20 protein-coding genes and 1 pseudogene are annotated in these 22,341 nt (G+C 69.6%); 8 read left to right on the top strand and 13 right to left on the bottom strand.

Going from position 1 to position 22,341, the window contains the following annotated elements; all coding sequences use genetic code 11:
* Nucleotides 1-836 (top strand): serine/threonine-protein kinase (locus CCN33_RS15635; RefSeq protein ID WP_107483947.1); only part of this gene is annotated, 836 nt, incomplete at its 5' end.
* Between the two features lie 273 nt (nt 837-1,109).
* On the opposite strand, the pseudogene CCN33_RS15640 reads toward CCN33_RS15635, so the two are convergent.
* A pseudogene (locus CCN33_RS15640) lies at nt 1,110-1,594 on the bottom strand (MBL fold metallo-hydrolase); the annotation flags it as partial.
* Nucleotides 1,595-1,895: 301 nt separating this feature from the next.
* Between CCN33_RS15640 and CCN33_RS15645 the strand changes: the two are divergent.
* A complete protein-coding gene (locus CCN33_RS15645; protein ID WP_086694226.1) occupies nt 1,896-2,696 on the top strand; it encodes an SDR family oxidoreductase in 801 nt (266 codons plus the stop codon).
* Between the two features lie 6 nt (nt 2,697-2,702).
* Here the strand turns inward: CCN33_RS15645 and CCN33_RS15650 are convergent, their stop codons facing one another.
* From CCN33_RS15650 to CCN33_RS15680, 7 genes are all read right to left on the bottom strand, one after another.
* Nucleotides 2,703-4,514, bottom strand: a complete 1,812-nt coding sequence (locus tag CCN33_RS15650) for an acyl-CoA dehydrogenase family protein (protein WP_244173820.1) — start codon at nt 4,512-4,514, stop codon at nt 2,703-2,705.
* Nucleotides 4,515-4,877: 363 nt separating this feature from the next.
* Nucleotides 4,878-6,236 carry a cytochrome P450 family protein gene (locus tag CCN33_RS15655; RefSeq protein ID WP_208621767.1) on the bottom strand — a complete coding sequence of 453 codons (1,359 nt, stop codon included), beginning with the start codon at nt 6,234-6,236 and terminating at the stop codon, nt 4,878-4,880.
* Nucleotides 6,237-6,310: 74 nt separating this feature from the next.
* Nucleotides 6,311-6,898 carry a GTP-binding protein gene (locus tag CCN33_RS15660; protein ID WP_086694229.1) on the bottom strand — a complete coding sequence of 196 codons (588 nt, stop codon included), beginning with the start codon at nt 6,896-6,898 and terminating at the stop codon, nt 6,311-6,313.
* Nucleotides 6,873-7,247 (bottom strand): DUF742 domain-containing protein, encoded by a 375-nt coding sequence (locus CCN33_RS15665; protein WP_086694230.1) that lies wholly within the window; start codon nt 7,245-7,247, stop codon nt 6,873-6,875. The genes CCN33_RS15660 and CCN33_RS15665 overlap by 26 nt, the downstream gene beginning before the upstream one ends.
* On the bottom strand, nt 7,244-7,645 hold the full coding sequence (locus CCN33_RS15670) for a roadblock/LC7 domain-containing protein (protein ID WP_086694231.1): 402 nt from the start codon (nt 7,643-7,645) through the stop codon (nt 7,244-7,246). The genes CCN33_RS15665 and CCN33_RS15670 overlap by 4 nt, the downstream gene beginning before the upstream one ends.
* A complete protein-coding gene (locus tag CCN33_RS15675; protein WP_086694232.1) occupies nt 7,642-8,844 on the bottom strand; it encodes an ATP-binding protein in 1,203 nt (400 codons plus the stop codon). Before CCN33_RS15675 ends, CCN33_RS15670 begins: the two co-directional genes overlap by 4 nt.
* 663 nt (nt 8,845-9,507) lie before the next feature.
* A complete protein-coding gene (locus CCN33_RS15680) occupies nt 9,508-9,801 on the bottom strand; it encodes an SRPBCC domain-containing protein (RefSeq protein ID WP_244173821.1) in 294 nt (97 codons plus the stop codon).
* A 127-nt stretch (nt 9,802-9,928) separates the two neighbouring features.
* On the opposite strand from CCN33_RS15680, the gene CCN33_RS15685 reads away from it, so the two are divergent.
* The 3 genes from CCN33_RS15685 to CCN33_RS15695 are packed head-to-tail and all read left to right on the top strand — an operon-like array spanning nt 9,929 to nt 11,026.
* Entirely contained in the window at nt 9,929-10,342 is a 414-nt protein-coding gene (locus CCN33_RS15685; RefSeq protein WP_086694233.1) for a hypothetical protein, read from the top strand.
* A gap of 10 nt (nt 10,343-10,352) precedes the next feature.
* Nucleotides 10,353-10,763 (top strand): DUF1622 domain-containing protein, encoded by a 411-nt coding sequence (locus tag CCN33_RS15690; protein WP_086694234.1) that lies wholly within the window; start codon nt 10,353-10,355, stop codon nt 10,761-10,763.
* Nucleotides 10,760-11,026: a DUF1622 domain-containing protein gene (locus tag CCN33_RS15695; protein ID WP_086694235.1), complete on the top strand. Its 267-nt coding sequence runs from the start codon at nt 10,760-10,762 to the stop codon at nt 11,024-11,026. The genes CCN33_RS15690 and CCN33_RS15695 overlap by 4 nt, the downstream gene beginning before the upstream one ends.
* Before the next feature lie 161 nt (nt 11,027-11,187).
* Here CCN33_RS15695 and CCN33_RS15700 read toward each other — a convergent pair whose 3' ends face one another.
* Both CCN33_RS15700 and CCN33_RS15705 read right to left on the bottom strand, forming a co-directional pair.
* Complete coding sequence (locus tag CCN33_RS15700) at nt 11,188-12,528, bottom strand: APC family permease (protein WP_086694236.1); 1,341 nt, start codon at nt 12,526-12,528, stop codon at nt 11,188-11,190.
* 77 nt (nt 12,529-12,605) lie between these two features.
* On the bottom strand, nt 12,606-13,736 hold the full coding sequence (locus CCN33_RS15705; RefSeq protein WP_086694237.1) for a ferritin-like domain-containing protein: 1,131 nt from the start codon (nt 13,734-13,736) through the stop codon (nt 12,606-12,608).
* Nucleotides 13,737-14,525: 789 nt separating this feature from the next.
* Between CCN33_RS15705 and CCN33_RS15710 the strand changes: the two genes are divergently transcribed.
* Together CCN33_RS15710 and CCN33_RS15715 are read left to right on the top strand one after the other, a co-directional pair.
* Nucleotides 14,526-15,548: a glycoside hydrolase family 3 N-terminal domain-containing protein gene (locus CCN33_RS15710; protein ID WP_167387868.1), complete on the top strand. Its 1,023-nt coding sequence runs from the start codon at nt 14,526-14,528 to the stop codon at nt 15,546-15,548.
* 474 nt (nt 15,549-16,022) lie between these two features.
* Entirely contained in the window at nt 16,023-16,361 is a 339-nt protein-coding gene (locus tag CCN33_RS15715; protein ID WP_167387869.1) for an STAS domain-containing protein, read from the top strand.
* Between the two features lie 285 nt (nt 16,362-16,646).
* Here the strand turns inward: CCN33_RS15715 and CCN33_RS15720 are convergent, their stop codons facing one another.
* The 3 genes from CCN33_RS15720 to CCN33_RS15730 are packed head-to-tail and all read right to left on the bottom strand — an operon-like array spanning nt 16,647 to nt 19,869.
* Entirely contained in the window at nt 16,647-17,330 is a 684-nt protein-coding gene (locus CCN33_RS15720) for a class I SAM-dependent methyltransferase (RefSeq protein ID WP_244173822.1), read from the bottom strand.
* Between the two features lie 31 nt (nt 17,331-17,361).
* Nucleotides 17,362-17,943, bottom strand: a complete 582-nt coding sequence (locus tag CCN33_RS15725; protein ID WP_086694241.1) for a class I SAM-dependent methyltransferase — start codon at nt 17,941-17,943, stop codon at nt 17,362-17,364.
* 45 nt (nt 17,944-17,988) lie between these two features.
* Nucleotides 17,989-19,869 (bottom strand): ATP-binding cassette domain-containing protein, encoded by a 1,881-nt coding sequence (locus tag CCN33_RS15730; protein WP_244173823.1) that lies wholly within the window; start codon nt 19,867-19,869, stop codon nt 17,989-17,991.
* Nucleotides 19,870-20,534: 665 nt separating this feature from the next.
* On the opposite strand from CCN33_RS15730, the gene CCN33_RS15740 reads away from it, so the two are divergent.
* On the top strand, nt 20,535-22,319 hold the full coding sequence (locus CCN33_RS15740) for an eCIS core domain-containing protein (protein WP_425275848.1): 1,785 nt from the start codon (nt 20,535-20,537) through the stop codon (nt 22,317-22,319).
* Nucleotides 22,320-22,341 lie beyond the last annotated feature (22 nt).

Raw genomic sequence — 22,341 nt, forward strand, 5'->3', positions numbered from 1 at the left:
ACATCAAGCCCGCCAACGTGGTGCTGAGCAAGCACGGCACAGCGAAGATCGCCGACTTCGGGATCGCCCGCTTCGCCGACGAAGCAGCCAGTGCCCTGACTGCCACGGGGAAGACCCTCGGCACCGCCGACTACCTAGCCCCCGAACGCGCCCTCGGACGCCCCGCCCAGCCCGCCTCCGACGTCTACTCCCTCGGATGCGTGCTGTACGAACTTCTCACCGGCCACCCCCCGTTCCGCGGCGCCACCTCACTGTCGGTGGTGCAGCAACACGTCAACGGCATTCCAGCACCGCCCACCCGGCTGCGCCCCGACATACCGCAGCAACTCTCCGACTACGTGCTGCTTCTGCTCGCCAAGGACCCGGCCCACCGGCCCACAGCCGAGCAGGCGTCCTACTGGCTCGCCGGCTCCCACCGCACCTCGACCCCGCCCGCACCTCGCAGCATGACGATCACCCCCGCGCCGCCCACGGCTCCCGCTCCCGGCCCGCGGTCCCGTCCAGCCCCTAGCACGACGCGCCCCCGCGCGCGCGGCCGCCGCAGACTGGCCACCCAAGCCACGCTCTGCGGCATCGGCCTGACGCTCTTCGCCACCGCAGCAGCACTGGGGGCCTCGATGGGATCCAGCGAGAGCGCCCCATCGTCGCCCTCCTCGCCCGCCCCGGCGACGGTCACCACCGAACCAGCACCACACACACCATCTCCGCCGACCGCATCCTCTGCCACTTCGGCTGTCGACGTGCCGCCCGCGCGGGAACACGCTGAGGACGGGGACCACGAAAGCCGGGACAAGCACGGGCGAGGGAAGGGCAAGAAAAACCACTCCCACGACTGAGCCGTGCCGACTGCGGCACAACAGACTTCATTGTGGCCGGTCAGACGTCGCAGGGGGTGTCGTTGTCGCGGAGGCTGAAAGACCAGTGCGTACTACGGGCCGGACCCGGCCTGCCGTTGGCTCCTTCGATCAACTCACCGAGATGTCGGTGTGAGAGACCGCGGAAGGCGGGATGAGCCATGGCGGCGGGCCTGCTTGGCCTTCACATCACAGAAACCCGCGCGGCCACCGTCCTGTCACGGTCGATGCCAACCGATCATGCGGGCGGGGCGGTTACCAGCGCACCGCGGTGAAATCCACGGGTCGGGGCCGCAGTGCCCGGGTACGCGCCGTCAGCCGTTGCAGCCGCCGGGCCATGTCGTCGCCGGGGAGGCACTGGCGGTCGCCGTGGCCCGGCAGCAGCCCCTCAAAGCGCAGCCGGTCGGCGGTCCGGGCCAGGAGGCAGCCAGTTCCTTGATGGAGTACCAGGTGACAGTGTCGGTGACCTCGATGTCCGATGTCGTGCGCGACCAGTAGAAGCTGTCGCCGCTGAAGCAGTACCGTTCGTCCGCGAGGTAGACCACGCTGCCCCGCGTGTGTCCGGGAAGCGGGAAGGCGACCACCCCGTCGGCGATCTCTGCCGGGTCGGTGCCACGGAGCACGCGGTCGGCGTCCGGAGCGGCATCGAGGTCGCCCTCGTGGATCCACAGCCGGGCGCCGAAGCGGTCGGCGTAGCGGCTGCCGTGCGCGGCGTGGTCGCGGTGCGTGAGCAGGACGTCGGCACTGGACCGTTCCGCCCTGCGCAGTGGCGTCTCCGACGCGAGAGCCGAGGCGTGACGCCGGTGCTGCGCGTGGCCCGGAGCCACATCGCAGCACACTCGACCTGCACCGCCGCTCGCCGGTGCTTCAGGACGGCTCGCCTGGGAACTCGTCGGCACCGGGGAGTGAGCCGCCGTCCACCGGCCGGTCCCGGCCCTTCGGAGCAATGACCACCACGGAAGGCCGAACCCGCTGTGGGAGCGGCCTTCCGCCCCTCGCGGGAACGGTCGTCTCGAAGCACTCATTCGCCTGGGAGCCGACATGAAGTCGCATACCACGCCCGTCGCCCTGGTCACCGGGTCCGACTCGGGAATCGGCCGGGCCACCGCGGTCCGGCTGGCCGAGGGCGGCCTGGACATCGGCGTGACCTGGCACCACGACCGCGAAGGCGCACAACGGACGGCGGACGAGGTCCGCAGGGCCGGACGCCGCGCCGAGGTCGAGCAGTTGGACCTCACCAGCCTGCCGGAGGGTGCCGATGTCGTCGACCGGGTGGCTGAACGGCTCGGCAGGATCGACGTGCTGGTCAACAATGCGGGAACCGGCACCATGACGCCCTTCCTGGAACTGGACCTCGGCACGGTGCGCCAAGTCCTGGACGTCGACCTCGTGGGGCCTTTCCTGTGCTCCCAACGTGCCGCCCGCCGCATGATCGCTCAAGGTGACGGCGGCCGGATCGTCAACGTCACGAGCGTCCACGAACACCAGCCGCGCGTGGGCGCGGCACCGTATTGCGCGGCCAAAGGCGGCCTCGGGCTGCTCACCCAAGTCATGGCGCTGGAGCTGGCCGAACATGGGATCACCGTCAATGCCGTCGCCCCCGGGGAGATCGCCACGCCGATGACGGGCCAAGAGGACGCCGACGTCCACGCCGAGCGGCGCCCCGGCATACCACTGGGACGGCCCGGGGACGCCCGCGAGGTCGCGGCTGTTATCGCGTTCCTCGCGGGGCCCGACGCCTCCTATGTCACGGGCGCCTCGTGGGTGGTCGACGGGGGCATGCTGCGAATGGGTCCGCAAGCCGGCAGCCACCTGCCCGACGGCGCCTGGCGCAGTCCGTGACTAGCCTTAGGCGGGGGCCAGCTCGGCCGCAGGCGACGGGGCACGCAGCATTGGATGCTCGCCCATGAATCCGTCCAGGACGGCGAAGCCTTCGGTCAACTGCAGGCTGTAGGGCACGAGTGCCTCGATCGTCGCTTCCTCCACGTCCGGCAGTTGCTGCACGTGGTCGGGGGTGAGGCGACCGGCGGCAAGCAGGTCTCCGCTGTGTGCCTTCACCTGGCGCAGTGCGAACAGGGCGTGCAGGCGTTTGAGAACCGCCCGTGCCTGCGGGTCGGACGGCCGTCCGGCGGCGACGAGGAGGGCTTGTGCCGCGCGGCGGTGCACGTGTGCTTCGACCAGGTTCAGTGCGGGCGTGACGGTGCCGTTCCAGCGCGCGAGGGGGTCTCCGCGGCGGCCGCCACGCAGTCGGCTGCGGGCCCGGCTGTGCCAGATCCGTTCGACGTCGGCGAGCAGGTCCTGGAGATACCTGGGGTCGTCGAGGGTGCGGCCGGCGGGCGGCACGTCGGAGGGTGGTGCCGGGGTGAATGCGCCGAGGAGCATTTCGCCGGCGGCCTTGACCCAGATCACGCGGTTGTCGCCCTCTGCCGTGATCGTCCCCTCGTTCGCGGCCAGCTGGAAGGCGATGCCGTTCGAGAGGAGGAGGCCCTGTGCGCCGCACCGCTCCCGGCACTCCGTCATCACCGAACGGGCCTGCCAGGTGATCCACGCCTTGGCCACGGCCGCCAGGCGCTCGGTCTCCTCCTGTTCGGCCTCCGCCTCGCCTGTCCACTGCCTTACGACGTCGCGGTGCAGCAGCGTGGCGGCGTAGGCGGTGGCAACAGCTGCCAGGAGGGGGGCGTGGTGACTGCGGTGCTCGATCAGCGAGACCTTGCGACCCGTCGTCATCCCCGACGTGAGCCGTAGATGGGAGTGCCGCATCGCGACGGCCAGGGCGTGCCGGGTCACACCGAGGCTGTAGGCGGTCATGCACAGCTTGCCCGTATGTACGCGGCGTACAGACTGGAGGAACCTCTTGCGTGGGTTGCCCAGGGAGCTGGTGAACGTGCCGTCACGAGACAGGCGGCCGTGTTCGCCCTGCAACAGGGCTTCGAACGGCAACCGCACCTGATGGAAGAACGTTGCGCAGTGGTCGACAGGCGCACTCGCCGTCTGCGGGAGGGGCCGTACTTCCACGCCCGGGTAGTGGTGGCCGGCACTGTCGGTCAGGGGAGTAAGGAAGAGGAAGACGCCGTGGTCGATATCGTCGACGACTAGGCGTGCTGCCACGACGGCGTTCTTGGCGCCCCCGGTTGACGACGTGTTCGGCATCCACTTGCAGGCGCCGGGATTCGGGGTGTGAAGGATGAAATGGTTCGTCTCACGATCGAACGTCGCCGTCGTCTCCAGCGACGCGGCGTCGTTGCCGTGGTCCAGTTCGGTGCAAAGGAATGTGCCGATGCGGTCCATGCGGGCGTACGCGGACAGGTCCCCTCCCTCCGTGTCGTGGTCCACCAGGCTGCCGATGTGGAGGTTCCAGTGGATGCTCGCGATGGTGGCCATGCCGGCGTCCACGACGCCGGCCCATTCGTGCATCGCGGTGAGGGATTCGATGTCGGAGGCGAGTCCGATCGGGTCAGCCACACATTCGTTGACCAGGCGCAGTCGCTCGTAGGACAGCGCTGTCCGTTCATGCGGGTTCAGGCCCTCCTGGAAGCTGAACCGCGGATCGCTGAACAGGGACTTCCAGGGCTGGTGGATCTGCTCTGCATGAGGCCCGAAGAGTATCCGGGCGAGGTCCGCCGATATACCCGGGTCCTGGGGGAGTGGAGTGGCAGTCACGGCTTGAAAGTACTTGAAAGTAGAGGAGTTGATTACTCCGCAAGGCGTGATGATCAACACGATTGGGCTGTTGGAGAGTGTGGAAGATGCCCAAGGTCACCGCGTTGTGATCAACGTAGTTGGGGACGTCCAGTGATTCTTGATGGCGCCCCGGCACTGGTCGTCGACCTCGTCCGGCTGAGCTTAGGCACGAGCCAGGTCCCGCGGGGCAGGACCTGGCTACAGGCATCCAAGCCGATAGGAAGCATCCGCCCTGGGGGGCGGGGATGACCACCCGTGACACGGGGGTGCCGTAGTGCCTCCTGGAGTGGGTGGTTCGGCCTGCGGTGGAACTGATGCAGCGGTTCCCGTCGCCGCCGACCTCTACACGCGGAAAATGTCGAGGAAGGTGCTCCAGAATCCCTTTCTCGGCTTGTTGAGGTCAGAGTGTGGTGAGGGCGTCGCGGGGATATGGGACGGGGTGAACGTGCGCCGCCGCGGGGTGGTTTGTGCGGGGGTATGAAGTGCGGCCACTCGGGTGCCTGGAGTCGGCGTGAAGCGGACCGGCAGCGTCGCCAGCGCCCGGTGGAAGGGGCCGGGCCGCCACTGCAACTCCTCAACGGAGACATCGAGCGCCAGGTCGGGCAGCGCGTTGAGGACGGCCTCGATCGCGGTCAGGGAGATCACTGTCGCCGGGGACTTCGCCGGGCAGGCGTGCGGCCCGGCGCCCCAAGCGAGGTGAGCCCCCTTGCTGAGGGACTCACGAGCCGCGCCAAGAGCGGGATCGGAGTTGGCGCCCCCGAAACTGATCATGAGAGGCGTGCCGGCCTCCACTCGGACGCCGCCGAGGTCGACGTCACGCAGGGGGTAGTGCGTGGCGTAGTTGGCGATGGGCGAGTTGTTCCACAGGACGTGGTCGATGGCCTCTTCGGGCAGCATGCCCGCGCCTCGGCTCGAGGAGCCGGACAACAGCAGGAGCAGTGCATTGCCGATCAGGTTCCGCTCCGGCTCCACGCCGGCGCCCATCATCATGACGAGCTGGTCCTTCAACTCCTCGTCGTTCAGGCCGGCGGGGTGCTGGATGAGCCAGGAGGTGACATCGTCGCCGGGCTCGCGCCGCTTGAGAGCGATCAGCTCCATGAGGCAGGCGGTGATGTCCTCGCTGGCCTTCAGGGCGTCCCTGCCGTCGAACATCGCCGACATGGAGGTGGTGAGGCGATCACCGATACCGGCCGGGCAGCCGAAAAGCTTGTTGAAGAGCAGCAGCGGCAGCAACTTCGCGTAGTCGTTCAGAAGGTCGGCGCGGCCGCGTTCACTGAACTGATCGATCAGGAAGGCAGCGATGGGCTCGGCGTCCCGGCGGATCCGGCCGACGTTGAGGCGGTCGAGGCTGTCCGTGACGGCCTTACGCAGCCGGAGGTGGACCGTCCCGTCGGTGAACATGGCGTTGGGGCGGAATGCCATCATCGGCACCACCGGACTGTCCGGCGCTATGCGGCCCTCCATGAGGGCCTTCCAGTGCCGGGCGTCCTTGCTGAAATCGGTCGTGTTCTGCAGCACGCTCCGCGCCGTCTGGTAATCGACGACGAGAGTGGCATCCACGCCGGGGGCTAGTTCGACTGGAGCCGCAGGCCCCTCGGCGCGCATTTTGTCGTAGGCGGTATGCGGATCGGCGGCAAACTCGGCCGTGTGCATCGGGCATCGTGCGGGGGCGCCCGGCGCCGTTGGTTGCTGACTTTCCATGGGATCGGATCCTTTGTGGGCCCGGCGTCGATTCGCGGTCCGGGCGAGTGGAGGAGCAGGGGGCGGCCGGCGGGTCAGGCCGTGCGCACGAGGAGATGCTTCACGAGTGTGATCAGCGACCTTGCCGACGACGCGCGGTCGCGGGCGTCGCAGTACGAGACTGGGGTGTCGGGCAGCAGGTCGAGGGCCTCACGGATCTCAGCTTCGTCATATACGACATCGGTGAAGGAGTTGACCGCGATGGAGTACTCCAGGCCGTACTTCTCGACCAGCTCGATCACCGGGAAGGAGTCGGCCAGCCGTGCGGGGTCGACCAGGATCAGCGCTCCCAGTGCCCCGCGGGCCATGTCCTCCCAAAGCTGCACGAACCGCTGCTGACCGGGTGTCCCGAAGAGATACAGCACGACTTCGTCGCCCAGGGTGAGCCGGCCGAAGTCCAGGGCGACCGTGGTCGTCACCTTGTCCGGTGCACCCGCCAGGTCGTCCACGTGAGCGGAGGCCTGGGTCATCCGCTCCTCCGTGCGCAGCGGGGGAATCTCGGAGAGCGAGCCGATGTAGGTGGTCTTGCCTACGGCGAAGTGCCCCACCACGAGAATCTTTGCGGCTGTCGTCACCGAACCCGAGACGTAGCTCGGCTCAGGCATAGAGGCTTTGGAGTCCATGCAGCACCTTCTCTATGACGAGTCTCGATTCAGACTTTGCAGGTGGCGGCGCAGAGCGGCGCAGCAGATGGCCTTGTTCCGCTAAATCCGTCAGCAGCAGACGGGCGACGCCGACCGGTAGGGCCAGGTGCGCGGCCACTTCTGCCACGGCCAGGTATCCCCCTGCGCACAGCTCCCAGATGGCGCGTACTTCTGGGCTCGCACCCAGCGGCAGTTCCCGGTCGGGCGCCAAGGTGACGAGCATGTGCAGGGAGAAGTCGTCCGCGGAGGGCAGGCGCCGGCCGCCTGTGATGACGTAGGAGCGGACGAGTTCGCTGGAGACCGGAGCTTCCTCGCCGGGAACGCTCATGCCTCGGCACCAGTGCTCTGACGAGGTTGGGTGCTCAGGGCGCGGCCGAGCGCGGCTACCTGCTGCTGCATGCGGATCGACATGACCTCCATGTCGACGTCCAAGGCCGCGGAGACCGCCATGTAGGCGCCGCTGCCTGCCGCGATCAGGAAGATCCAGCCGCCGTCGTACTCGAGCAGGGTCTGCTTCCAGACGCCCTTACCGCCTGCCACGAACCCGGCGACGGCGCGGCTGAGGGACTGCATCGAGCTCATCGCCGCGGCATTGGTCTCGGCCTCGTCTCGGGGGATCTCGCTGGAGCGCTCCAGGAGGAGGCCGTCAGCGGATACGAGGATCGCGTGCCGGGCACCACGGACGCTGATTACGTCGTCCAGCACCCAGGACAGGTCGGGCTTCACTGGTCTTCAGGTCCTTCCGTGATGATCGTGTCCCGCCCGCGGACCGTTCCGCGTGCGAAGGCAGTGAGGCGTGTCGCGGTGGTGGTCACGTCACTGTGCTCAGGCACTGGCACCGGGTCCGGCTCGGCTGTCGGCGATGGTGCAGGCGGTACCACTGCGACCGCGCGGCGGCGCTTGGGCAAACCGCCTGCCGTCGTCCCGACAATGGCCACCGGTGCCGTGACGGGCCGGCTGCGCGGCAACCCTTCACTCGCAGTGGTGGAGCCGGTCTCGACTTCAGGTGCGGGGACATCGTGGGTCAAGAGAGTCTCCGGTAGGAGGATGACCGCGCGGACGCCGCCGTACGGCGAGACGGAATCGACGGAAACCTTGAACCCGTACCGGGCAGCGAGCACACCTGCGACAGCGAAGCCGACGCGCGGGGGGCTGCCCAAGCTGGTGATCGACACAGGACCCTGCGTGTTCAGCAAGGCGGAAGCGCGCTCCCTCTCCTCCGCGTTGATACCCAGCCCTGCATCGTCGACGATCAGGCACACACCTGTCGGAACGGCCTGGATGTTGACCTCGACGGGCGTGCCGGGCGCCGAGTAGTTCGTGGCATTGTCCAGGAGCTCGGCCAAGACGACCGCCACCGGCTCCACGGCGGTGCTGGCAACTGCGACGTTGACCTGACTGTGAATCCTCACCCGGTCGAAGAGCCTGATGCGGCCCTGAGCGCTGCGCGCCACGTCGAGGACAGGGGCTGCCCGGTCACGTCGGCCGAGCCAGCCACCGCACAGAGCCGCGATGCCCTGGGCCCGTCGGCCGAACTGGCTGTTGGTGTGGTCGATCGTCATGAAATCCGCGAGGATCTCGCTGTCGTTGCCGTACTTCACCCGGGCCAGATTGCTGATGACGCCCTGCTGCTCATCAGCCAGGACCTGCAGGCTCCGCATCCAAGTCCGGAGAGCTGCCTTGGTTTCCTCTTCGGCGTCGCTGCGGACCTGCGCCAGATCGCGATCGTGCTCGGAACGCAGAGCGGCGCACTCGGTGACAAGCCGTTGGCGCTCCGCTTCGAGACGGCCCTGGCTTGCGTGCAGATCGGCGGTCTGCTTCCGGAGCGCCAGATTGGTTCTCCGGGCCAGCATCACTGCGAGTACCGCAGCAATCAGTACTGCTAGCAAGATCCACAGTAGTGGATCCTTCATCAATGAGGTCATCAGACTCTCTTCAGTCGCATCGCGGGGGTATATGCAGGACCGCGCGGCGGTGGCCGAAGTCGCGGACCCAACACCGCGCTGCGGGCTCACACGCGGACCAACGGCTACTCCTTGGCGGTGGGCAGGAACTATCCCCCGTGACGCGTGCATGACGCAGCGTCAGCCTACTGAAGGCCAGATGATCTTAACAGCGGAGTAAAGAGCAATACCCCAGCGAGTGTCACAAATTGACACAGCGTTAGGTGAAGGTCTAGTGGACGTCTGGACACGGGCCGGCTGGAGACCTGGCAGCCCGCTGCTGCCCGACTGTGGCGGTCCCGACCTCTAGGCACAGGTATGCCGAGGGAGAGTGCCGGGGAGGTGCAGTAGATCGCCTCGTGCTGTCGACGAGGTGGGATGGGCTGTGTCGGTGGACTCCACTGTCTGCCGGGCTTCAGCTCGCCATCGACTGCCGGGCCGCACTCCACCTCGCCGCCATCCTCATCTGGACAGCCGCGACGATAACCACGCTTACCAGCAGGAATGGCGCCTTGGAGCGCTCGCGGTGGGGCCCGATGCCGAGCGCGGCCGCCCTCGGCCGACTACCGGTCAGACCGGGATCGACAGGGCCTTGCCCGTCTCGGCATACGTTTTGAGGTTGGACAGGACGAAGCTCCAGCCACCCTAGATCTGGCGCAGCTCCTGCTCGTCGCGCAGGTTGACGTGCGTAACGGTGAGCTGGACGGTGTCGCCGTACGGCTTGAGCTCGAAGGTCACCCGGGACGGCCCGTGAGGACGCTCCTCGCCGGGGCTGGCCCAGGTCAGCACCAGGCGGCGCGGCGCGTCAGTCTCGATCACGGTGCCGACGACGTCGTCGATGCCGGACTCGTCGAGACGGCGGTGCGCCCAGGGGGAGCCGGGCTGCCAGTCGGAGACGTTGTGGTGGAACCAGTACGCCGCCGTCGCCTCGGGGTCCATGAGGTACTCCCAGACCTTCTCCGGGGTGGCGCGACGTAGGTGGTGTGGACGAACTCGGGGCGCGGCTCGTTCTCGGCGCTCATGGCGGCCTCTGCTTTCTGCTTCAGTGCGCTCAGCGCGTCCAACCGTGGTTGGTCGAAGGCTGATCGCGATCACCCGCCTAGGAGCCGAGGGGCGCAGGACCGTTTCGGTCACGACGCGGTCGGAGCGCTTCGAGCTCTGGGTGCTTCGGGTCGGCGAAGAAGCGCCGGCAGGTGTCGGCGTCGTCGGCGCGGCGGTGGGCGAGATGGGCGGCGACTGGGACAAGCTGAAGGGACTGCTCATCTTCATCCTCAACCTCGACGAGCTGCGCATCTTCGGACGCACCGCACCCAACGGCACCCGCATCATCGTCCTGCCCGCACAACCGGACCCGCCCGCCGGACGCCGTCCGTCTGCGGTGGCCGGCCCTGACGACCAGGCATGGCTTCGCGGCCTTGCGGGATCGCTCCCTGGTGGCATCGTCGCGGGTAGAAGGCGTCGTCGGCTCCGCGAAGGGTAACGGCACCCGCATGACTCTGTCGGTTGAAATGCTTCCCGAGTCGACCCTGCGCGATGCGATCGGTCTGCTCGTCAGACTCATCGAGTCCGCGGGCGCGCTGATCATCTTCATCGGCGCCGTGTGGGCGTTCGTGCAGTTCGTACGCGCAGGCCTGCGCGGGCGCGGCAAGGTGGCAGGGTTCAACCGGATCAGGCTGAGCCTGGGGCAGTTCCTGGTCCTGGGCCTGGAATTCCAGCTCGCCGGCGACGTGCTGCGCACGGCCGTCGCGCCGAGCTTCGCCGAGATCGGCCAGCTGGCAGCCATCGCGGCCATCCGGACCGCGCTGAACTACTTCCTCGGCCGGGAGATCGCCCAGGAACGGGCCGAGATCGAACGGAGTGAGACGACACCCCCGCCTGGCGCCAAGGGCCTGCCGACGTGAACGCGTGGCTCCGGGCGGGGGCTGTGCTGATCACCGGGCTGGGCCTCGTCGCCGCGGCAGCGTCCTGGCGCCTGACGCACTCCGTGCGAGCGGCCCTGGCCGTGCTGCTGGACTTCCTGACCGCCGCCGGTCTGCTCCAGCTCGCCGGCGAGCCGTCGTGGGACAGCATCATCCTGGCAGCCGCCGTGATCGCGCTGCGCAAGCTCCTCGGCGCCTCCCTCCACCTGTCGGGCGCAGCAGCTCCTTCCCGATCGCCCCGGTGATCGCGGTCATGGCCGCTCCATACCGCGCAGGTCGCGGCCGCCCATACCCCCGGGGCGGACATGGTGCCCACGCACGGCGACTTCCAGCTGCGCAATCTGCGCTGGGACGGGTCCGCCGACCCCTGTCCGTATCGGTACCGCCTCCGGAGCCGGGGGAGCCGTCACGGCGTTGGCGCGGCGGCCTTGCGCCGGGCCGCACGGTGGCTGATCGCGCCGAGCACTGCGCCCACGGCGAGCACCACGAGCCCCCGCCACCAGACCTCGGCCTCGATCTGGGTGGCGAGCACCACGCAGGAGACCGCTCCCAGCACGGGCAGCACGGTGGGCGTGCGGAAGTGGTCCGCCGTACCGGTGTCTCGGCGCAGGACCAGGACCGCGATGTTGACCATGAAGAAGACGACGAGCAGCAGCAGGACCAGTGTGGAGGCCAGCGTGGCCACGCTCCCGGTCACCGCGAGGACCATCGCCAGGATCGTGGTGGCCGCGATCGCGACCCAGGGCGTACGGCGGGCGGGCAGCACGCTCGTCAGCACCGAGGGCAGCAGTCCGTCGCGGGCCATGCCGAAGGCCAGCCGCGAGGACATGATCCCCGTGAGCAGCGCGCCGTTGGCGACGGCCACCAGTGCGATCGCGCTGAACAGCCGCGGAGGTACCCCGCCCGCCGCGTGGACCACCTCGAGCAGGGGCCCGCTGGACGCGGCGAGGCGGCTGGTGGGCACGGCGGCCGACGCGGCGATGCCGACCAGGACGTACACGGCTCCGGCGGTGGCCAGCGCGCCGAACAGCGCGCGCGGGTAGGAGCGCCGCGGGTTGCGGGTCTCCTCGGCGACGTTCACGGACGTCTCGAAGCCGACGAAGGAGTAGTAGGCGAGGACGGACCCGCTGAGCACGGCACTCGCCGCGTTCTCGCCGGGCGTGCCGAGCTGGGTGAGCCGCCCGACGTCGCCGTCGCCCCGCAGCAGCAGCCAACCGCCGAGGGCGACGATGATCAGCAGCCCGCCGACCTCGATCACGGTGGCGACGACGTTCGCCCGCGTCGACTCCTGGATGCCCCGCGCGTTCAGGGCGGCGAGCAGGGCCAGGAAGACCACGGCGACTGCGGCCACGGGCAGGTCGACGAAAGCCGACAGGTAGTCACCGCCGAACCCCCGGGCGAGCGCGGCCACGGAGACGACGCCCGCCGCGAGCATGCAGAAACCGGCGATGAAGCCGGCGAACGGCCCGAACGCCTTGGTCGCGTAGTGGGAGGCACCTCCCGCCTTGGGGTACTTCGTGGCCAGCTCCGCGTAGGACGAGGCGGTGAGCAGGGCGAGCACGAGGGCGACGAGCAGCGGCACCCACACGGCCCCACCGGCGTCCGCGGCGACCTGCCCCACGAGGACGTAGACCCCGGCGCCCAGGACGTCGCCGAGGATGAAGAAGTACAGCAGCGGGGTGGTGAGGGCTCTCTTGAGGCCGGCGCCGGAGGCGGTGTCCGGCTGTGCGTTCTGGATCGAGGACATACGACGCGTGTCCCCCACCTACTGGTAAAACACGCACTCCACGTCCGTCACCCAGGTCACTCCGGCAATCGTCCGCGCTAGGACAGCGCGTGGAACTGGGGGCCGTAGGTGCTCCGCCTGCCGGGGATGCGGGTCTCCATCAGGTGGAGGGCGGGTTCTTCCAGGCCGCGCATGGCGTGGACGGCCGCGCCCAGGGCGCGGAGGCCGCCGCCCGCCCAGGCGGCGTCGAGGGAGGTCAGCACGGTGGTGTAGGTGGTGTCGAACTGGTGGAGGAGCCGCCGTACCGGCGTCGGCGTGCGGGACCAGCCGCGGGCCGGCACCCGCGCCATCGGGCGGGTGTCGGGGAAGGGGACGCGGGCCCCGGTGAAGGTCCAGCCCCGGTCGGTCACGCGCAGCTGCCGGCCGTGGTAGATCTCGCTGAACGCGTAGTAGTGGGCAGGGTGGTCGTCGGCGAAGGAGTCGGCCGGTGAACTGCCCGTGCCCTCGCCCTGCTCCCTGACGACGTCGATGGCACGCTCCACGTCGAGGAGCGTCCTGACCGGCCGCAGGTCGTCCGAGCCGATGCGCGTCTCCAGCTGCCCGCGGGTGGACAACTGGGGGGACACCAGCCAGAAGCTCTTCAGCACGGCCGTGTAGAAGTCGCCGACGGAGGGGGAGTCGCCACGGTCGCGCGAGAGTGGATCGTCGGGTGCCTCGATGGCCATCATCACGTCGTGCACGAAGGACTGGGTGAGCCCCGACAGGTACACGGTGACACCCGGGTGCACGCCGCCGGGCAGGGGACCGGGGTAGGTGGGTGCCTCCGCCCTCATCCGGGGCCGCCCGCCCACGGCCACGAGGAGGTTGCAGGCCACGCCCAGGTGGAACATCTCGTCGTCGATGACGCGTCGGATCAGGCGCGCCGCGTCCGAGCGGCGGTCTTTGACCGACCACCAGGCGCACAGATACGGCGGGATCGTGGACAGCTCCAGTTCCACGGCGACCTGGAGGGCGGACCTGAGCCACGCGACCCCGCGGCCGGCCGCGGGCACGGCCAGGAGACGGGCCACGGTGCCGGACAGCCGCGCCTCGGCCGATGCCCCGGTGCCCGCCGAGGCCGGGGCGGGCGCCGCGACGACGGCCGACGCACCGGCCGCCGCGGCGGCGGTGGCCAGAAGGGTCCTGCGCTTGGGCTCCGCCACGCTCGGCCTCTTCGCGTCCTCGGTCATGCCCGCCGTCCTCGCCTTGGCTCACGCTCCGGGCCCCGCCTGCGCCGAAGCGGTACGAGGCTCATGATCAGCTCGTGAAGCTAGCAGGGGGCACGGCGGAGGAGGGGCGCCACGGGGGAGCACAGGCCCCTCCGCCACCCGGTCGGACCAACCCGGCAGGCGGGCGGAGGGACGATCGGTTCCTTGTCGCCACCCGTTGACGCTGACCGCCGCACAGTGCGGCGCCCCAGCACGGAGCCGGCGGCCACGCTCCACAGCCTTCAATTCCGGGACCTCACGGATGCGAGGAGGGGCGGGGCATTGCCATGCGCTCCATGAAGACCGCGACCGTCTACCTGGCAGGACTCCACATCGCGGGCGCCTTCCGGTCGTCCGCCCGCCGATCTCAACGGACCGCCCAGCGGCGCAGGAGGCGGCGCCAGGCGTAGCGGGCGCTGCCGGTGGTGATTCGTTCTTCCAGGGCGGTGGGCAGGAGCGTCTCCATCACGAGGCCGGTGCGCACCAGGCGCAGGCCCGTGTGTTGATACCATGAACATGGCAATCGATGTATCCGCCCGGCGTCCGTACGGCCGCCAGCAGGCACAGTCGGAGTACCCCATGGCATCCCGTCGATCCCGCGCTCGCCGCTCCAGTATCAGGCGTCCTGTCCGGCTCGCCTCATCCGTCGCGCTGTCGCTCACGGTGGCGGGGGTGGGAAGTGTGGCGGTGTCACAGGCCGCCGTTGTCGATCCGCCCGGGACCTCAGCCGAGTCCGCGTCGAACACGTGCGCCGACAAAACCTTCAAGGCTATGACGGCTTCCCAGCGAACGGGTCAGCTCTTCATGGGCTCGGTCACGCCATCCGCCCCCGACAGCAGGCGCATCCAGATCATGCGTCAGTACCACGTCGGATCGGTGTTCCTCGCCGGTCGGAGCAAGGCGGGGACCAAGGCCACCAAGACCCTTGTCAGCGGCCTGCAGGCCAAGGCGGACAGCGCGGCCGGGCACCGGGTGGGTCTCCTGGTGTCGACCGACCAGGAGGGCGGACAGGTCCAGGTGCTGTCCGGCCCCGGTTTCTCGACCATCCCGAGCGCGCTGAAGCAGGGAAGCTGGACGACGTCGAAGCTGACCGGGGAAGCCGCCGTCTGGGCCAAGGAGCTGAAGGCGGCCGGCGTGAACCTCAATCTCGCCCCCGTCGCCGACGTCGTACCGGCGAGCCTGGGCCGGGACAACGCTCCCATCGGCAGGTACGACCGCGAGTTCGGGCACACCGCCGGGGTCGTCGCCGCACACAGTGACGCGTTCCTTGCGGGCTCCGCGCGGTCCGGGGTGCTGGCCACGCTCAAGCACTTCCCGGGGCTCGGATACGTACGCGGCAACACCGACACCACGGCCAATGTCGTGGACACCGTGACGACCAGCAAGAGCGCGAGCGTCACGGCGTTCCAGTCCGGGATCAAGGCCGGGGCACCGTTCGTCATGATCTCCTCGGCCACCTACAACAAGATCGACCCGAAGAACCGGGCGGCGTTCTCCTCGAAGGTGATCCAGGACCTGCTCCGGAAGACCTCGGGCTTCAAGGGGGTGGTCATATCCGATGATCTCGGCAACGCCGTGGCGGTGAAGTCGGTGTCCCCCGGCGACCGCGCCGTGAAGTTCCTGTCGGCCGGTGGTGACATGGTCCTCACGGTCGAACCGAACCTGATCCCCGCGATGACCAAGGCGGTGGAGGGTCGTGTGCGGCAGAGCCCCACGTTCAGCAAGCAGGTCGACGCGAGTGTTCACCGCGTGCTGAACGCCAAGCAGAAGGCGGGCCTGCTGACGTGCGGCTGACACTGGCATCGCTCCGGAGCGGGTGGCCCCGCAGCTAGCGGGCACCCGTACGCGCGCGCACCCTCCCATGGCTGCCATGTGGGCGGCCCGCTGACTGGAAGTGGACCTTCCGCGGGTGTACGACACCCCCGCCGAGGCTGAAAGTGAGATGGCGATCGACGGCGGGGCCTGAGGCAGACGCAGGGTTCCAGGCTGGCTGGAGGGCCTGAAGCGAGGTCGCAGGCGGCGCCACTGCCCGTTCACTCGACAGCACGCGGGAGCACGTGCTGGTGGACGCTGACCCGCGTGTGCGACCCTTCGGGGACAACCAGCCTGGTCTGGTGAGAGGCCCCGCGCCGCCCTCGAAGGTCATCTGCCGGTGACCGGGGCCCGGTACGGGTTGTCTTGCTCGGCTGTACACGGCCCCACGCCGTGTGCTTGATGCCCTCCCCCCGCGGAGGGCGTGATGGGCTCGACCCCGAAACGGGGCGAACCATGAGCGACTTCACCGTGCTTTCACAGCAGTACCCCGACCACAGCGTGATCACCGTGCGCGGGGAGATAGACCTGCACACTTGTCCCCAACTGGCGAGGGCCGCGGCCGTCATCCCGCTGAGCGGCAAGGCGTTGCAGGTAGACCTGTCGGATGTGTCCTTCATGGACTCCAGCGGACTGAACCTGCTCCTCCGGCTGCGCAGGCGCCTTCACGCCGAAGGCGCCTGCCTGGCCGTCACCGGACTCCAGCACCAGCCCGCGCACCTCCTGCGGATCACGGAGACCTACGCCTTGTTCGCGGCGGAAACCGCGGCCGTGGGCGCTCTGATGACCCCCTGACCGTTTGACCCGGCGAAGCGGCGAGACCTCTCGCTCTATCGCCGGTCGTGCTCCTCTCGGTCAGACCCAGGAGAGCTGACAGGCCCTCAGGCACCGAGCTTGCAGGACTCGCCAAGCGCGTTGCGTCGAAGTCGGTCACCACGAACGATGTCGCGGCGAAGCGTGGATCGTCCGTCAGCGGGGCCACGGTGTCGCCTCCGCTGGAATCGCCGTCGGTTTCCGGTCGACGGCTCGGTCGTCGTTCCGGTGGACTGGCCCGGCGAGACAGCCCGGGCTGCGCACCCGCTACAGGTGCCGGGCCGCGTACAGCCGGTAGGAGACGCGGTTGTCCGCTTTCGGGGAGTCGATCGCGGTGACCGCCTCCATTCTGAGCCCGTGCCGGGCCAAGAGGTCCTCCCACAGTTGCGGGGTGAGGACCCACATGTTCACTCGGTGGTCGTCGGTGGTACCGGGCAGCCGCAGGATCTCGGGGCGCGGCAGCAGCTCGGCTGACGGCCCGGTGCCGTCCGAGTTGGTGTGCAGCGCCGAGAAGAGCAGTCGGCCGCCCGGTGCAAGGCCGTCGGCCAGGACCGGCAGCAGCCGGTCGGGGTCCAGGTACGGCATGGAGCCGACGGAGTAGACCAGGTCGTACGGATCGGCGTCGCGCAGGTGGGCCACGGCATCGGCGCACACCAGGTGCAGACCCAGGGTGTCCGGGTAGCGGGTGAGCGCGCGTTGATGCTGGGCGGGGGAGACATCCACTGCGGTGACGTCGGCGCCCCGGGCGGCGAGGTAAGAGGCATGCCGGCCAAGGCCGCTGCCGAGGTCGAGGACGCGCAGCCCGTTCACGTCGCCGAGGGCTTCGATGCCGGGACCGGTGTCGGGGATGCCCCAGTCCCACCGGTCCAGCTCGGGCAGTTCCAGCCTTCTGGCCAGTTGGTGGGCGCCGTAGACGTTCCAGGTCTCGACGGTGTCCGATTCGGTGGTCACCACGTTCTCCATCGGGTAGCCGGGGCGGGGATCAGAGGCGCAGGGCGTAGCAGCGCAGGACGTCGAGGTCGGCGGTCTGGACGGCGGACCAGCCCGCAGTGAGGATCTCCGACTGGGCGGGAGTGATGCCGAGGCCCTTCGCAGGGTCGGTAGCGGGGCGGCGCCCGGCGATCTCGGTGACCACCCAGAAGGTCCCGCCCGGGGCAAGGATGTGGCGGAGGCGGTTGAGGAAGGCGGCTTTGTCGGGGATCCATCGGTAGACGAGGCGGCAGGTGACGACCGCGTAGGCCGGCTCGGGCAGGGCACGCAGGTCGTCGGTGGTGACGTCCATGCACCGCCAGACCGGTTGGTGGCCGGGTCCCGCGTCCTGGGCGGCGGCGAGCGCGAGGGCGCTGGGGGAGCAGTCGATGCCGGTGGTGCGGTAGCCGAGTTCGGCGAGGCGCCGGGTGAGCGAGCCGTCGCCGCAGCCGATGTCGAGGGCGGGGCGGTCACGACCGGGGCCGAGATGGTCCTCCAGCAACCGGTTCTCGGTGTCGTCGAGCTGCCGGTAGCGGCGGCCCTGGGACCAAAGCGGCTCCCAGTAGGCCGCGGCCGCGATGGACGTGGCGGTCATGAAGGAACTCCTTTGCGGGCGGACGGCACGCGCGCGGACTGGACATCACGGGGTGTCGCCCGTCTCGTCACCGCCGGTGCGCCGCTGGAGTTCCCACAGGGACCGGAACAGGCCCGGCTCCCGGGTGAGCCGCGCGTAGGTCCCTTCCTGCACCAGGCGTCCCTGATCGAGAACGACGATCCGGTCGGCTACGGCGACGTTGGCGAGCCGGTGCGTGATCAGGAGGATGGCCCGGTCCTTGGCCAGCTCCCGCAGCCCGGTGAAGACGTGGTGCTCAGCTCGGGCGTCGAGGGCGGCCGTGGGCTCGTCCATCACCAGCAGGGCGGCGTCGCGGTGGAAGGCCCGAGTGAGCACGACGCGCTGCCACTGCCCGCCGGACAGCTGTTGGCCGCCGAACCACTCGGAGGTCAACAGGGTGTCGAGGCCAGACCGGAGACCGGGCAGCATGTCGGCGGCGCCGGACGCCGCACAGGCCGCCAGGACGGCGGCGTCACTGCGGTCGCCCTGCCCGAATGTGATGTTGTCCCGCAGGGTCAGCGGCAGGTACGTGTACCTCTGCGGAGCCAGGGCGACGTGCTTCCACGCCCCCCAGGGCTCCATCCGGGCGGTGGTGGTGTGATCCCAGGCCACCTCGCCGGAGGTGGGCAGGAGCAGTCCGCAGATCAGCCGGGACAGCGTGGATTTCCCCGATCCGTTCTCTCCGACCAGCGCCACGATCTCCCCGCGCCGCACCCGCAGCGACACCCCGCTCAGGCTGTCCCGGTCGGCGCCGTCGTACCGGTAGGTGACGTCGCGGACCTCGAACCGCTCCGGGGCCGCGGACAGCGTCTTCGTACCGCGCGAGCCGGCCATGGCTTGGCCGTGAGCGTTGTCGAGGAAGTTCTGCCAGTCCTGCACGTACCAGCCGGTGCGCACCAACCGCGCGCCGCCGTTGATGATGCCGCGGACGGATCCGGTCGCCGTCTGGAGGGCGAAGACCGCGCCGCCTCCGGCCGCCAGGTCCATGTGTCCGGAGGCCAGGAGCCATAGCAGCGCGGCCCACACCGAGGCCGAGGCCACCCCGCCGACGGCCGCGCCAGCCAGGCCCATCCAGGCGCCCGTGTCCGCGGCCTTGCGTTCGGCGGCGTTGACCGAGGTGGCGAGGCGCCGGTACCGGCCGAGGAGGAACGGGCCGGCCAGGCAGGCACGCATCTCCTCGCTGGACTCCATATAGGCCATGTGCCAGCGCAGCTTGTGCAGCATCCGGCGCCGGCCCGAGGTCTCCAGACCGGCCAGGTACACGACGCGGGCGGCCCGCACATAGGCGGCTGCCTGCGGCAGGCACGCCAGCAGCAGCAGAGGCAGGAGGAGCGGGTGGATCACGGCGAGGACGGTGGCTCCGGCCGCGAGGGTCGCGGTGGCGGCCAGCACGTCCTGGGCTTCCTCCACGAGGTCGGGCGTGACCTGGGAGCCGCGGTCGGCGATGTCGTAGAAGTCGTTGTAGCCGGGCTGGTTGTTTGCGGCGAGCTCGGCGCCGAGCGCCGCCTCGATCATGGTGAGCTCGGCGGCCCGGGCCAGAAAGGGGCGCAGCCGCCCCGTCAGCCACGTCACTGTGATGCCAAGTAGGGCGCGAAGGCCGGCCGCCGCGGCGATCACGGCCAGCTGTGGGGCCGCCTCCCACAGCCGGTCTGAGACGTCGCCTGAGGAGATCAGCGCGGTCAGGGTTCCGGTGACGGCCAGCAGGCCCAGGGCCGCGAGTACGCCAGTGCCGACCTGGCAGGCGAGTAGACCTGCCGTCGCGACCCGGTCTACTCGCCAGGCCATCTGCAAGGAGCGCAGCACCAGCGCGGGCAGGCGCCGTGCCATCGTGACGGTCGTCATCTGCGCCCCGGCTTGAAGCCGAGAGGTGTCCCGGTAGAGGAACTCCTCCGCCTGCGGCGTGCTCACGGTGTCTTCCGCAGGACTCGCCTTGGACGTGCCTTGGTCCTGCTGCGCGGATGTGCTGCCCGTGTTCAAGCTGTCCCCCCATCTGTCGGTCACGCCTGGTTCGTGAAGCTCAACGAGTCACCCGGGATATCGAACTGGTGTTTTTCGGTCGCTTCGGATCTCCCGGGATAGAGCGGGTGGCGGCGCGTGGAGAATGCATGGACCCGTCCGCCCCAACGGGTCTCCCAAAGGTCGGGGTTGGCCGAATCGCCGAGGTTCGCGCCGGCGAGCGGGCGGGGTCGGGTGCGCTGGCTGCGGCAACGACGAGATGTGCCCCGCACTGCCGCACCGGGTTGATAGCTCCTTAGCCACCGCCCCACGTCCCCGCCGGAGGCGGTCCCGCCCGGCACGATGTCGTCCAGGACGGCCCACAGGGCGAGCCGCTGAGCCACGGCGCCCTAGGTGTGCTGCCCGTCCACCGGCCAGTCCCGCACCTGCGCCGCGTGCCGCCGACCGGAGTCACCGTCATGGACCGCCCCATGGCGCCGACCGAGTCGGTGGACAAGTTCCCCGTCGTCCACCCGCCCTTGCCCTGTGCGTGCCCCGACACTGCCCCCGCGGCCCTGGCCGGGAGCAGGGGGCGCGAGGTATCACGGAGGGATGATCACTGGCGCGTCGGAAGGCTCATGATGCACGCCCATCAGCCGGCACACACCACGAGTGAACGCGAGGCGGGGAAGATCGGGCGCCGCACGCCCGCGGCACCCGCGAAGGCGCCCACCCGGCTCGGGCCCGGTTCCCTGGCCGGATTGCAGGGCGCCGTCGGGAACGCCGCCGTGGCGCGGATGATGCAGCGGGCGGCACCGGAGACCCACCGGCATGGCGCGGGGTGCGGGCATCAGGAAGAGGTCGACGTGCAGCGGGCGGCCGCCGAGGAGGCGGTTCAGCGAGCGGCCGTGCACGACGTGCTGAGCGGCTCCGGGAAACCGCTGGACCAGCCGACGCGTACGGAGATGGAGGGCCGGCTCGGCGCCGACTTCTCCGACGTCCGCGTGCACACCGGCCGCGCCGCGCAGGATTCGGCGTCGCAGATGGGCGCCCGTGCCTACACGTCCGGCAGCCACATCGTGATCGGCAAGGGGGGCGGCGACCGGCACACCCTGGCGCACGAGCTGACGCACGTGATCCAGCAGCGCAACGGGCCCGTCTCCGGTACGGACACCGGACACGGCTACTCCGTGTCCGACCCCTCGGACCGCTTCGAGCGCGCCGCGGAGGCCAACGCCCGCAAGGTGATGTCCGGACCCGCTCCGGGCGTGCAGCGGCAGACCGGCGAGGGAGTCGGGGACTCGGGCGCGCCCCGTCCGGCCTCCGACGCGCCTGTGCAGCGGAAGCTGGAGACCGTCACCAAGGAGCCGGCCACCGTCTCGCACTACGCGCCCACCAAGGAAGGCGCGGACGTCCTCACGGGACTGACGATCGAGCGTCCCAAGGTGGTGACGGGCAGCATCGACCCGACGTCCACGAAGGGACGCCCTGCCGCACCTGATCCGCTCGCCGTCATCAGCCTGCACGAGGCGTATGTGCGCGCCGCGCAGAAGGGCGCCCCGAAGCCGCAGAAGGCGGACGTGTGGCGGGACCTGTTCGGCGGCGCGGGTTACGACCGCGGGCATGTGATGGGCCTGGAGGTGGGCGGCGAGGACAGGAGCGACAACATCGTCCCGCAGTGGTCGCTCAACCAGGGCACTGGTGCCTGGCGGGACATCGAGCACCGGCTCGTCGGCCTCAAGAAGGGCAAACTCGAGTTCCACGTCAGCTACGCGACCAACTCCGGCAACCACCGCCAGGTGATGATCCCGGTCCAGATCGATGTCTGGCTCAACGGAGCCGTCTACGAGCAGTGGGAGAACGGGCCCGACCCCAACGACCTGGTCCGCGCCGGTGCCGACCCGAGCGACGCGTCCGAGTACTACCTGGCGGCCAAGGCCGCGCTCCAGGGCAAGACCACGCTGGACGAGTCGGAGATGCAGAACTTCGCCCTGTGGGCCCTGAGCGCGGACAAGGCCAGTTTCATGGCGCTGGCGGACTACGAGGACAAGACCGCACAGGGCAAGGCCCCCGGCAGCAGCAGCGCCGACGCCCACCAGGCGGGGATGAGCAAGTCCGACATCCCCAAGAAGCGCCGCGACGGTCTGATCAAGGAGTACGTGAAGCGGGGCTGGGTGTCCAAGAAGGGCTCCGGCGACAAGGCCGTCTACACGCTGGGCGACGTCCCGCTCGACTCGTCCTCCGACAGCGAGAGCAGCTCGCAGGACGGCAGCCAGCAGACCGATGTCAGCATGGCCGACGCCTCTTCCGCTTCCCAGAACCAGCACCTCATGTCCATGACCTTCGACTCCCAGGACAACAGTTCCGACCCCGACTACTCCCCGAGCCAGTCCGACGACGACGCCATGTCGACCGGCTCCTGACCCCAGCCCTCCGGCACCGCCA

This window comes from Streptomyces recifensis (genome assembly GCF_002154615.1).
Lineage (GTDB): Bacteria > Actinomycetota > Actinomycetes > Streptomycetales > Streptomycetaceae > Streptomyces > Streptomyces griseoluteus.